This is a genomic window from Streptomyces griseochromogenes (assembly GCF_001542625.1).
Taxonomy (GTDB): Bacteria; Actinomycetota; Actinomycetes; order Streptomycetales; family Streptomycetaceae; genus Streptomyces; species Streptomyces griseochromogenes.
This window is the reverse complement of record NZ_CP016279.1, coordinates 7,862,106-7,874,141: the sequence shown is the minus strand read 5'-3', so window position 1 is coordinate 7,874,141 and position 12,036 is coordinate 7,862,106. Positions and strand designations below refer to the sequence as shown.

Genomic DNA, 12,036 nt, shown 5'->3' with positions numbered 1-12,036 from the left:
AGGAAACGGTCGGAAATGCGCAGAGGACGCCGACTCTCGATCGACGTCGGGGACGCCCGGATCGGGGTTGCCTCGTGCGACCCCGATGGGATTCTCGCCACACCGGTCGAGACCGTCCCCGGGCGGGACATCCCCGCCGCCCACCGCCGGCTGCGTCAACTGGTGGAGGAGTACGAACCGATCGAGGTCGTCGTCGGACTCCCTCGCTCCCTCAAGGGGGGCGAGGGCCCGGCCGCGGCCAAGGTCCGCGCCTTCGCCCAGGAACTCGCCAAGGGCATCAAGCCCGTGCCGGTGCGCCTGGTGGACGAGCGGATGACGACCGTGACGGCCAGTCAGGGACTGCGCGCCTCGGGCGTGAAATCCAAGAAGGGCCGTGCCGTCATCGACCAGGCCGCAGCCGTCATCATCCTGCAGCAGGCCCTGGAATCCGAACGGGTGTCAGGTAAAGCACCCGGCGAGGGCGTCGAAGTGGTCATCTGATCGCGATACGGTAACGTTCCGCGCGATGCGCCGGTGTTCGAACAGCCGACGCACAGCAAGAGGCGGAACGGAAGCCGGCCCTCGGCCGTGCGACTGCTCGGCCTCGCGGCTCTAGGGGATCGATGACTGAGTATGGCCGGGGCTCTGGCTCCGAACCGTGGCATCCGGAGGACCCGTTGTTCGGGGACGGCGGATGGAGAGGACAGCAGGCCAACGCGGGCCAGCAGTCCCCCTACGACGGCCAGGCGCAGCAGCAGTACCCGCAGCCGCAGTACGGCGACTGGACCCAGGGGCAGCAGCCCGGATACGACCAGCAGCAGTACCAGTACTACGACGAACAGGGCCAAACGCACTACGCCGGACAGAACGCCGGGCAGAACCAGCAGTACGCGGCGCATACCCAGCAGCAATACCAGCAGGGCGGCTGGGACGCGACCGGCACCCACGGCCACGTCCCGTACGCCCCCGACCCCGGTGACCCCTACGGCCAGCAGCCAGTGGCCTACGGCGGAGAACTGCCCGACTTCTACGGCACCGAGGACGCCTACCCGCCTCCCCAGCCGCCCGGCCGCAGGCGCCCCGAGCCGGAGACGGTCCCGGGCCAGGGACCCGGCCCGGACCCGGAGACCGGCTGGGACCCGGGCGAGGACCAGGGCGAACACGCCTTCTTCGCGGGAGGCGGTGACGACGAGGACGACGACGAGGCCGAGAGCCGCAGCGGGGAGCGGCGCGGCAAGAAGCCGGTCAAGAGCAAGAAGCGGCGCACCGGCTGCGCTTGCATGGTGGTGGTGCTCGTCTTCGGCGGCGGTCTCGGCGGAGTCGGATATTTCGGGTACAAGTTCTACCAAAATCGTTTCGGCGCGGCGCCCGACTACACGGGCGACGGCACCAACGAGGCCGTGACCGTCGAGATCCCCAAAGGCGCGGGCGGCTGGGAGATCGGCCGCCGGCTGCAGGAGGCCGGCGTCGTCAAGAGCGCCGACGCGTTCGTGCACGCGCAGGGGCAGATCCCCAGGGGCAACACCCTTCAGGCCGGCGCCTATCTCCTGAAGAAGGAGATGTCCGCCGCGAGTGCCGTGGAACTGATGCTCGACCCGAAGAGCCAGAGCAACGTGCTCGTCAAACCGGGCGAGCGCAATGCCGAGGTCTACCAGGCCATCGACAAACAGCTCGACGTCGCCGCGGGCACCACCCAGAAGGTCGTCAAGACCTCCTACAAGAGCCTCGGTCTGCCGAGCTGGGTGCGCAGCGACGGCGAGGTCCGGGACCCGCTCGAGGGCTTCCTCTTCCCGGGGACCTATCCGGCCGCCAAGGGCATGAAGCCCGACGCGATCCTGAAGCAGATGGTCACCGAGGCCAAGTCGAAGTACGCCGCCTTCGACCTGCAGGCCAAGGCGAAGGCGCTGGGCATGGACAACGCGTTCCAGCTCGTCACGGTCGCGAGCCTGGTCCAGGCGGAGGGCAAGACGCACGACGACTTCCGCAAGATGGCGGAGGTGGTCTACAACCGCCTCAAGCCCACGAACACCGAGACCAACCAGTTGCTGCAGTTCGACTCGACGTACAACTACCTCAAGGGCACGAGCAACATCCACATCTCCGAGAAGGAGATCAACGGGAACCGGAACCCGTACAACACCTATACCCACAAGGGCCTTCCGCCCGGTCCGATCGGCAACCCGGGCGACGAGGCGATGAAGGCGGCACTGAACCCGACCCACGACGGCTGGATCTACTTCGTGGCGACCGACGGTACGACCAACACCGAGTTCGCCAAGACCTATGCCGAGTTCCAGCAGCTCAAGGACAAGTTCAATGCCTCCTCGGGCAACTGACGCCCGCCGGGCCGCCGTACTCGGCAAGCCGATCGCCCACTCCCTCTCCCCGGTGCTGCACCGGGCGGCCTACGACGCACTCGGGCTCGCCGACTGGTCGTACGACCGCTTCGAGATCGACGAGGCGGCCCTGCCCGGCTTCTTCGAGAAGCTGGGTCCGGAGTGGGCGGGGCTGTCGCTGACCATGCCGCTGAAGCGGGCGGTCATCCCGTTGGTGGACGAGATCAGCGAGACCGCCGCCTCGGTCGACGCCGTCAATACCGTGGTCTTCGCCGAGGACGGACGGCGTATCGGTGACAACACCGACATCCCGGGCATGGTGGCCGCGCTGCGCGAGCACGGCATCGAACAGGTCGACTCGGCGGCGATCCTCGGCGCCGGTGCCACCGCCTCCTCCGCGCTCGCCGCCCTGGCCCGGATCTGCACCGGCGAGGTCGTCGCCTATGTGCGCAGCGAGGCCCGCGCCGCCGAGATGCGCCGGTGGGGCGAACGGCTCGACATCGACGTCCGCACGGCGGACTGGGCGGACGCGGAGCAGGCCCTGCGCGCCCCGCTGGTGATCGCCACCACCCCCGCCGGCACCACCGACGCCCTCGCCGCCGCCGTGCCCGAGCGGCCCACCACGCTCTTCGACGTGCTCTACGAACCCTGGCCGACCGAGCTCGCGGCCCGCTGGTCCATGTTCGGCGGCGCCGTCGTCAGCGGCCTCGATCTGCTGGTCCACCAGGCCGTCCTGCAGGTCGAGCAGATGACCGGCCGTTCCCCGGCGCCCCTGGAGGCCATGCGGCGCGCCGGTGAGAGGGCGCTCGCGGCCCGCTGACCCCCGGACGCGTCCGCCTGCTGGACCAGAGGCCGGACACCCGCCCCGGACGTGGGAGGATCGTAGGTGGCGGACCGGGGTCGCGCACCCGGTCGCGCCGTCGCCGTACGCGAGGACGCGCGTACGCGGGCAGTACCGGGCGCGAACACTGAGGAGCACCGTTGAGCAGGCTGCGTTGGCTGACCGCGGGGGAGTCCCACGGTCCCGCACTTGTCGCGACGCTGGAGGGGCTTCCCGCCGGCGTGCCGATCACCACGGAGATGGTGGCGGACCACCTGGCTCGGCGGCGGCTCGGCTATGGCCGCGGTGCGCGGATGAAGTTCGAGTGTGACGAGGTCACGTTCCTGGGCGGCGTCCGGCACGGACTCACCCTCGGCTCCCCGGTCGCGATCATGGTGGGCAACACCGAGTGGCCCAAGTGGGAGCAGGTCATGGCGGCCGACCCGGTCGACCCCGAGATCCTCGCGGGCCTCGCCCGCAACGCCAAGCTGACCCGGCCCCGGCCCGGTCACGCCGACCTCGCCGGCATGCAGAAGTACGGTTTCGACGAGGCCCGGCCGATCCTGGAGCGCGCCTCCGCCCGTGAGACCGCCGCCCGCGTGGCGCTCGGCGCCGTCGCCCGGTCGTACCTGAAGCAGACGGCCGGCATCGAGATCGTCTCCCACGTGGTCGAGCTGGCCGCAGCCAAGGCTCCCTACGGCGTCTACCCGACCCCGGCCGACGTCGAGAAGCTGGACGCCGACCCGGTGCGCTGCCTGGACGCGGACGCCTCGAAGGCGATGGTCGCGGAGATCGACCAGGCCCACAAGGACGGCGACACGCTCGGCGGCGTGGTCGAGGTGCTGGCCTACGGCGTCCCGGTCGGCCTCGGCTCGCACGTGCACTGGGACCGCCGGCTGGACGCCCGCCTGGCCGCCGCCCTGATGGGCATCCAGGCGATCAAGGGCGTCGAGGTCGGCGACGGCTTCGAGCTGGCCCGCGTGCCCGGCTCCAAGGCGCACGACGAGATCCTCACCACCCCCGACGGCATCAAGCGGGCCACCGGCCGCTCCGGCGGCACTGAGGGCGGCCTGACCACCGGCGAGCTGCTGCGCGTGCGCGCCGCGATGAAGCCGATCGCGACCGTGCCCCGCGCCCTGCAGACCGTCGACGTCACGACCGGCGAGGCCACCCAGGCCCACCACCAGCGCTCCGACGTGTGCGCGGTCCCGGCCGCCGGCATCGTCGCCGAGGCCATGGTGGCGCTCGTCCTCGCCGACGCCGTCGCGGAGAAGTTCGGCGGCGACTCCGTCCCGGAGACCCGGCGGAACGTGCTGTCCTACCTCGACAACCTCGCCATCCGGTGACCGCCATGCCTGCGGTCGTACTGGTCGGCCCGATGGGTGTGGGCAAGTCCACCGTCGGGCGGCTGCTGGCCGAGCGGCTCGGGACCGGCTACCGGGACACCGACGACGACATCGTCGCCGCCGAGGGCCGCACCATCGCCGAGATCTTCGTGGACAACGGCGAGGACGCCTTCCGCGCGATCGAGAAGGGCGCGGTGCGCACCGCGCTGGCCGAGCACGAGGGTGTCCTCGCGCTCGGCGGCGGCGCGATCCTCGACCCGGACACCCGTGCGCTGCTCGCCGGGCACCGGGTGGTCTACCTCGCGATGGACGTCGAGGAGGCCGTCAAGCGCACCGGCCTCAACGCGGCCCGGCCGCTGCTCGCCGTCAACCCGCGCAAGCAGTGGCGCGAGCTGATGGAGGCCCGCCGTCATCTGTACGAGGAGGTCGCCACCGCCGTCGTGCCGACCGACGGCCGCACTCCCGAAGAGGTCACCCAACAGGCGCTGGACGCACTGGAGTTGAAGGAAGCATGAGCGAGGCAGTCACCCGGATCCAGGTCGCCGGCACCGCGGGCACCGACCCCTACGAGGTGCTGGTCGGCCGGCAACTCCTGGGCGAGCTGGGCGGGCTGGTCGGTCAAAAGGCCAAGCGGGTCGCGGTGATCCACCCGGAGGCGCTGGCCGAGACCGGCGACGCGCTGCGCGCCGACCTCGCCGAGCAGGGCTACGAGGCCGTCGCCATCCAGGTGCCCAACGCCGAGGAGGCCAAGACCGCGGAGGTCGCCGCCTACTGCTGGAAGGCGCTCGGCCAGTCCGGCTTCACCCGCACCGACGTGATCGTCGGCGTCGGCGGCGGCGCGACCACGGACCTGGCCGGGTTCGTGGCCGCGACCTGGCTGCGCGGGGTGCGCTGGATCGCCGTCCCCACCACCGTGCTCGCCATGGTCGACGCGGCGGTCGGCGGCAAGACCGGCATCAACACCGCCGAGGGCAAGAACCTGGTGGGCGCCTTCCACCCGCCGGCCGGCGTCCTGTGCGACCTGGCCGCGCTGGACTCCCTCCCGGTCAACGACTACGTCTCCGGCCTCGCGGAGATCATCAAGGCCGGCTTCATCTGCGACCCGGTGATCCTCGACCTGATCGAGTCCGACCCCGAGGCCGCCCGGACCCCGGCGGGCCCGCACACGGCCGAGCTGATCGAGCGCTCGATCCGGGTGAAGGCGGACGTGGTCTCCTCGGACCTGAAGGAATCCGGTCTGCGGGAGATCCTCAACTACGGCCACACCCTCGGCCACGCCATCGAGAAGAACGAGCGCTACAAGTGGCGGCACGGCGCGGCCGTCGCGGTCGGCATGCACTTCGCCGCCGAACTCGGCCGTCTGGCGGGCCGCCTGGACGACGCGACGGCGGACCGCCACCGCACGGTCCTGGAGTCGGTCGGCCTGCCCCTGCACTACCGCTACGACCAGTGGCCCAAGCTGCTGGAGACCATGAAGGTCGACAAGAAGTCCCGCGGTGACCTGCTGCGCTTCATCGTCCTCGACGGCCTGGGCAAGCCCACCGTCCTGGAGGGCCCGGACCCCGCGGTCCTGCTCGCCGCCTATGGAGAAGTGGGCCAGTAAGTACCCGACTGTTCCTTCCGTCCGATTCCCTTTCAGGGCCGGGCACTTCGGACCGCCCCCGGTCGTTTCACCAAACGACGACCGGGGGCGGTACCGTTCGGTGAGGAGCGGGCTCCGCACCCGCCTGCCAGCGCCAAATGTGTGTACGAGACGGAGTGGCAACGGATGCAGCACGCAGTGGGGTCTCCGCTGCCGCCGCCCCACCAGCCGGGGCAGGGACCGCACGCCGGCTGGGCACCGGCCGCCCACCACCCGGGCCCGCAGCCGGGAGCCCACCAGGGTCCCGCACCCGTACCTCCGCCGCCACTCGCGCCGGGTTTCCCGCCGGCTCCCGACACCACCGGTCACGTACCGCTGCCGCCCGGCGGCCCGGTCGGTGTGCCCACTGCACCTCCGGCCGCGGTCTCCGTTCCGGACCCGACGGCCACCACCCTGGCCGTACTGCTGATCGGCCCCGCGGGTGCGGGCAAGACCAGCGTGGCCAAGTACTGGGCGACCCACCGCCGGGTGCCCACCGCCCACATCAGCCTGGACGACGTACGCGAGTGGGTCCGCTCGGGCTACGCGAACCCGCAGTCGGGGTGGAACGACAACTCCGAGGCCCAGTACCGCCTCGCCCGCCGCACCTGCGGCTTCGCCGCGCGGAACTTCCTGGCCAACGGCATCTCCTGCATCCTGGACGACGCCGTCTTCCCCGACCGCCCCGTGGTGGGCCTGGGCGGCTGGAAGCGCCACGTCGGCCCCGGCCTGCTCCCGGTGGTCCTCCTCCCGGGCCTCGACATCGTCCTGGAGCGCAACGCCGAACGCACCGGGAACCGCCGACTCACCGACGAGGAGGTGGCCCGCATCCACGGCCGCATGGCCGGCTGGTACGGCTCGGGTCTCCCGATCATCGACAACTCCCAGCTGGACGTCCCGGGCACGGCCCGAGTGCTGGACGACGTCCTGGCCAGGTCGATCGCAAGCCCGCCGAGCTGGTAGGCGAGCGGGTCCGGGGATACCCGGGGGCGGGGGGCGGTATCGGTGTGCGGCTCCGCCGCGTGGGCGCGACCGGCTCCCGCCGGCCCCCACCCGAAGACGCCACCGCACCCACCCCACTCGGCCCCAACAAACCAGCACAACTCGGACAAAACTCATACGCTCATCTCATGTCAGAGGTGTACGCGACCCGCCGAGCCCGGCTCAGGGAGCGCTGCAACGCGGCCGGCACCGCGGCAGCACTGATCTCCCGCCCGGCCAACGTGCGCTACCTGTCGGGTGCCGCGCCCCAGGGCGCAGTCCTGCTCCTCGGCAAGTGCCAGGACGTGCTGGTGTGCGCCGTTCCGCCCGACGACCGGCCCGCGGAGGGCCGGCCCGACGAGGCGCTGGCGTTGCAGGTCCTCGCCTCGCCCGGGGGCGACCCCGCCGTGGCGGCCGCCGGTTTCGCCGACGGCCAGGGCGCCGAGTCCCTCGCGGTGGAGGAACACCACCTCACCGTCGCCCGGCACAGAGCCCTCTCCTCCGTCGCCCCCAGGCTGCGCCTGGCCGATCTCGGCTCGGCCGTCGAGCAGCTCAGGGTGGTCAAGGACGAGGAGGAGATCTCCTGCCTGCGGATCGGGGCCGAGATCGCCGACCAGGCGCTCGGCGAGCTGCTGGAGTCGATCCTGGTCGGGCGCACCGAGCGGCACCTCGCGCTGGAGCTGGAGCGGCGGCTGGTCGACCACGGGGCCGACGGGCCGGCCTTCCCGACCTCCGTGGCCACCGGGCCGCACTCCGGCCGCCGGGGCCACCGTCCCACCGACCGCCGCGTGGAGGAGGGAGACTTCCTCTCCGTGTGCCTGGGTGCCACCTACCGCGGCTACCGCTGCGAGATCGGCCGTACCTTCGTCATCGGGACCTCGCCCGCCGACTGGCAGATCGAGCTGTACGACCTCGTTTTCGCGGCTCAGCGGGCCGGACGCGAGTCCCTGGCGCCCGGCGCCGCCTACCGCGACGTCGACCGTGCGGCACGCCAGGTGCTGGATTCCGCGGGCTATGCGGAAGCCCTGCCACCGCTGACCGGACACGGCGTCGGACTCGAAAACGACGAGGACCCGCAGCTGGCGCCCGCGGCCATGGGTAAACTGGACGCTTGCGTGCCGGTCACCGTCGAACCGGGGGTCCACCTCCCGGGCCGGGGCGGCGTCCGGATCGATGACACGCTCGTCGTACGCCCCGAGGCGGACGGCGGACCCGAGCTACTCACCATCACGACCAAGGAGCTGCTCGCGCTCTAGCCTCGCGCTGTGCGCGTGCCCCGGGGTCGTACGTCAGTCCAGGAGATTCCGCAACCGTGGCTTCCACGAACGACCTCAAGAACGGCATGGTGCTCAAGCTCGAAGGCGGCCAGCTCTGGTCCGTCGTCGAGTTCCAGCACGTCAAGCCCGGCAAGGGCCCGGCCTTCGTGCGCACCAAGCTGAAGAACGTGCTGTCCGGCAAGGTGGTCGACAAGACCTTCAACGCCGGCGTCAAGGTCGAGACCGCCACTGTCGACAAGCGCGACATGCAGTTCTCGTACATGGACGGCGAGTACTTCGTCTTCATGGACATGGAGACCTACGACCAGCTGCACATCGACCGGAAGACCGTCGGCGACGCCGCCAACTTCCTGATCGAGGGCTTCGAAGCGACCGTTGCCCGGCACGAGGGCGAGGTGCTCTTCGTCGAGCTTCCGGCCGCCGTCGAGCTCACCATCCAGGAGACCGAGCCGGGCGTCCAGGGCGACCGCTCCACCGGTGGCACCAAGCCCGCCACCCTGGAGACCGGCCACCAGATCCAGGTGCCGCTCTTCATCACCACCGGTGAGAAGATCAAGGTCGACACCCGCACCAGCGACTACCTCGGCCGGGTGAACAGCTAACCGTGGCCGCTCGCAACACGGCCCGCAAGCGCGCCTTCCAGATCCTCTTCGAGGGCGACCAGCGCGGCGCCGACGTCCTGACGGTCCTCGCGGACTGGGTCCGGCTGTCCCGTACCGACACCCGGCAGCCGCCGGTGAGCGAGTACACGATGCAGCTGGTCGAGGGCTACGCGGAACACGCGAAGCGCATCGACGAGCTGATCGCCCAGTACGCGGTCGGCTGGACGCTCGACCGGATGCCGGTCGTGGACCGCAACATCCTGCGCCTGGGCGCCTACGAGCTGATCTGGGTCGACGAGACCCCGGACGCCGTGGTCCTGGACGAGATGGTGCAGCTGGCGAAGGAGTTCTCGACCGACGAGTCGCCGTCGTTCGTGAACGGCCTGCTCGGTCGGCTGAAGGAACTCAAGCCGACCCTGCGCCGCGGCTAGCGGAAGAGGCTCAGCCGGGAAGGGGCGCCGTGGGACTGCGGCAGCCGGACGACCGACGGTCGTCCGTGGCTGGTCGCGCAGTTCCCCGCGCCCCTTTGGCATGGGCGCCGGCCCGCATCGAGAAGCGGCCGCAAGAGCCGCGAAAACGCCGCCGGGGCGGCCCGAACCCATGGTTCGGGCCGCCCCGGCGGCACGTTTCTGCTGTGGTGTTGAGCGGGCTCAGGCCTCTTCGTGCGTGGCCACCGCGCGGCGCGCGTCCGCGTCCAGGACACCCCAGCTGATCAGCTGCTCGGTGAGGACCGAGGGGGACTGGTCGTAGATGACGGCCAGCGTGCGCAGGTCGTCCTGGCGGATCGACAGCACCTTGCCGTTGTAGTCGCCGCGCTGGGACTGGATCGTGGCCGCGTAGCGCTGCAGGGGACCTGCCTTCTCGGCCGGCACGGTGGCCAGCCGCTCCAGGTCCAGAACCAGCTTCGGCGGCGGCTCGGCGGCGCCGCCCGGCGTGGTGCCCGGCAGCAGCTCCTGCACCGGAACGCCGTAGAAATCGGCCAGCTCGGCCAGGCGCTGCACCGTCACCGCGCGGTCACCGCGCTCGTACGAACCGACCACCACGGCCTTCCAGCGACCCTGTGACTTCTCCTCGACACCGTGGAGGGAAAGGCCCTGCTGGGTGCGGATGGCCCGGAGCTTGGCCCCGAGCTGTTTGGCGTATTCGCTGGACATATAGCTCCCCGGACACTGTGTCGACGCGGTCGGTTGGGTTTCCCGCCGCGCGGCTGGTAACTCACTGTGAGGTTACGCAGCGTGACTCTTGTGCGTCAAGCCGAATGGTCCACACCGACTCTTCCGTGGTAGTGGCAGCCGATTGAGCCAAGTGGGTGATCGTGGCCTCCCGGGGACCTGCTAACGTTGATGGCGCAAATCCGACGTCCTTTAAGGTCCGTCCCGTGAGGCGGAGAAGGAGGTCCGTTTCGTATGGACACATATACGTCCGATGCGCGGCCCGTTCTCGAGGGTCCCGACATCGCACGGGTACTGACCCGTATCGCCCATGAGATCGTCGAGCGTGCCAAGGGCGCCGACGACGTGGTGCTCCTCGGCATTCCGACCCGCGGCGTCTTCCTCGCCCAGCGGCTCGCCGCCAAGCTGGAGCAGATCACCGACCGCAAGATCCCCGTCGGCTCGCTCGACATCACCATGTACCGCGACGACCTGCGCATGCACCCGCCGCGTGCGCTGGCCCGCACCGAGATCCCCGGTGACGGCATCGACGGCCGGCTGGTCGTCCTCGTCGACGACGTGCTCTTCTCGGGCCGCACCATCCGTGCCGCCCTCGACGCCCTGAACGACATCGGGCGTCCGCGCGCGGTGCAGCTCGCGGTCCTGGTCGACCGAGGCCACCGCGAACTGCCCATCCGCGCCGACTACGTCGGCAAGAACCTCCCCACGTCGCTGCGGGAGACGGTCAAGGTCCAGCTCGCCGAGGAGGACGGTCGCGACACCGTGCTGCTCGGTGTGAAGCCGGCCGACCAGTAGCGAGTCGGGCGCGCACGGCGGCTTCGGCATGCCGGTACGCGCCCCGGTTTGCCCCGCTGTGCCCTCTGGGGGGCATCCCCCCAGGCCCCCGGATCCCGATTGAACTGCCTTACGGAGCCTGACAGATGCAGCGTCATCTCATCTCGGCCGCCGACCTCACCCGCGACGACGCCGTCCTGATCCTCGACACCGCCGAGGAGATGGCCCGGGTCGCCGACCGGCCGATCAAGAAGCTGCCGACCCTGCGCGGCCGCACGATCGTCAACCTCTTCTTCGAGGACTCAACGCGCACGCGGATCTCCTTCGAGGCCGCCGAGAAGCGCCTGTCCGCCGACGTCATCAACTTCACCGCCAAGGGGTCGAGCGTCTCCAAGGGCGAGTCCCTGAAGGACACCGCCCAGACCCTGGAGGCCATGGGCGTCGACGCCGTCGTCATCCGGCACGGCGCCTCCGGAGCCCCCTATCGCCTCGCCAACTCCGGCTGGATCGACGCCGCCGTCATCAACGCCGGTGACGGCACCCACCAGCACCCCACCCAGGCCCTCCTGGACGCCTTCACCATGCGCCGCCGCCTGGTCGGCCGGGACGCCGGCCTCGGCCAGGACCTGTCCGGCAAGCGGATCACCATCGTCGGCGACGTCCTGCACAGCCGGGTCGCCCGTTCCAACGTCGACCTGCTGCACACCCTCGGCGCCGAGGTCACTCTGGTCGCCCCGCCCACCCTGGTGCCGGTCGGCGTCGGGAGCTGGCCGTGCGCGGTGTCGTACGACCTCGACAGCACACTGCCCAAGTCCGACGCGGTGATGATGCTCCGCGTCCAGCGCGAGCGCATGAACGCCGCGTTCTTCCCGACCGAGCGCGAGTACTCGCGCCGCTACGGCCTCGACGGCGACCGCATGGCGAAGATGCCCGAGCACGCCATCGTCATGCACCCCGGCCCGATGGTCCGCGGTATGGAGATCACCGCCGAGGTCGCCGACTCCGAGCGCTGCACCGTCGTCGAGCAGGTCGCCAACGGAGTCTCCATCCGGATGGCCGTCCTGTACCTGCTGCTGGGCGGCAACGAGCCCGCCGTCACCCACGCCCGTACCACCGAGGAGAAGTAAG

13 protein-coding genes are annotated in these 12,036 nt (G+C 70.7%); 12 read left to right on the top strand and 1 reads right to left on the bottom strand.

Translation table 11 applies throughout. The annotated features are described in order from the left end of the window. The first annotated feature begins 15 nt into the window (after positions 1-15). The 10 genes from ruvX to nusB all read left to right on the top strand — a co-directional run bounded on the left by ruvX (position 16) and on the right by nusB (position 9,393). Positions 16-480 carry a Holliday junction resolvase RuvX gene (gene ruvX, locus AVL59_RS33960; protein WP_067312427.1) on the top strand — a complete coding sequence of 155 codons (465 nt, stop codon included), beginning with the start codon at positions 16-18 and terminating at the stop codon, positions 478-480. Between the two features lie 122 nt (positions 481-602). After that, entirely contained in the window at positions 603-2,315 is a 1,713-nt protein-coding gene (mltG, locus tag AVL59_RS33955; RefSeq protein ID WP_237281761.1) for an endolytic transglycosylase MltG, read from the top strand. Beyond that, the gene (locus AVL59_RS33950; protein WP_067312422.1) at positions 2,296-3,135 is read left to right on the top strand and encodes a shikimate dehydrogenase; all 840 of its coding nucleotides are present in this window, start codon (positions 2,296-2,298) and stop codon (positions 3,133-3,135) included. The genes mltG and AVL59_RS33950 overlap by 20 nt, the downstream gene beginning before the upstream one ends. Positions 3,136-3,296: 161 nt before the next feature. Next, on the top strand, positions 3,297-4,481 hold the full coding sequence (aroC, locus tag AVL59_RS33945) for a chorismate synthase (RefSeq protein ID WP_067312419.1): 1,185 nt from the start codon (positions 3,297-3,299) through the stop codon (positions 4,479-4,481). Between the two features lie 5 nt (positions 4,482-4,486). Beyond that, positions 4,487-4,996, top strand: coding sequence for a shikimate kinase (locus AVL59_RS33940; protein ID WP_099053337.1), 510 nt, complete (start codon positions 4,487-4,489; stop codon positions 4,994-4,996). Then, the gene (aroB, locus tag AVL59_RS33935) at positions 4,993-6,084 is read left to right on the top strand and encodes a 3-dehydroquinate synthase (RefSeq protein ID WP_067312413.1); all 1,092 of its coding nucleotides are present in this window, start codon (positions 4,993-4,995) and stop codon (positions 6,082-6,084) included. The genes AVL59_RS33940 and aroB overlap by 4 nt, the downstream gene beginning before the upstream one ends. Before the next feature lie 165 nt (positions 6,085-6,249). Further along, a complete protein-coding gene (locus AVL59_RS33930; protein WP_067318082.1) occupies positions 6,250-7,065 on the top strand; it encodes a Pro-rich N-terminal domain-containing protein in 816 nt (271 codons plus the stop codon). 167 nt (positions 7,066-7,232) lie between these two features. Next, positions 7,233-8,339 (top strand): aminopeptidase P family protein, encoded by a 1,107-nt coding sequence (locus AVL59_RS33925; protein ID WP_067312410.1) that lies wholly within the window; start codon positions 7,233-7,235, stop codon positions 8,337-8,339. A 56-nt stretch (positions 8,340-8,395) separates the two neighbouring features. Continuing rightward, complete coding sequence (gene efp, locus AVL59_RS33920) at positions 8,396-8,962, top strand: elongation factor P (RefSeq protein WP_067312407.1); 567 nt, start codon at positions 8,396-8,398, stop codon at positions 8,960-8,962. A gap of 2 nt (positions 8,963-8,964) precedes the next feature. Then, entirely contained in the window at positions 8,965-9,393 is a 429-nt protein-coding gene (nusB, locus tag AVL59_RS33915) for a transcription antitermination factor NusB (RefSeq protein ID WP_067312404.1), read from the top strand. Between the two features lie 219 nt (positions 9,394-9,612). Here the strand turns inward: nusB and bldD are convergent, their stop codons facing one another. Next, complete coding sequence (gene bldD / locus AVL59_RS33910; protein ID WP_014671524.1) at positions 9,613-10,116, bottom strand: transcriptional regulator BldD; 504 nt, start codon at positions 10,114-10,116, stop codon at positions 9,613-9,615. A gap of 252 nt (positions 10,117-10,368) precedes the next feature. Here bldD and pyrR point away from each other — a divergent pair, with 252 nt between their 5' ends. Then, complete coding sequence (gene pyrR / locus AVL59_RS33905; protein WP_067312401.1) at positions 10,369-10,929, top strand: bifunctional pyr operon transcriptional regulator/uracil phosphoribosyltransferase PyrR; 561 nt, start codon at positions 10,369-10,371, stop codon at positions 10,927-10,929. 125 nt (positions 10,930-11,054) lie between these two features. Beyond that, complete coding sequence (locus tag AVL59_RS33900; RefSeq protein ID WP_067312398.1) at positions 11,055-12,035, top strand: aspartate carbamoyltransferase catalytic subunit; 981 nt, start codon at positions 11,055-11,057, stop codon at positions 12,033-12,035. Position 12,036: the final 1 nt, after the last annotated feature.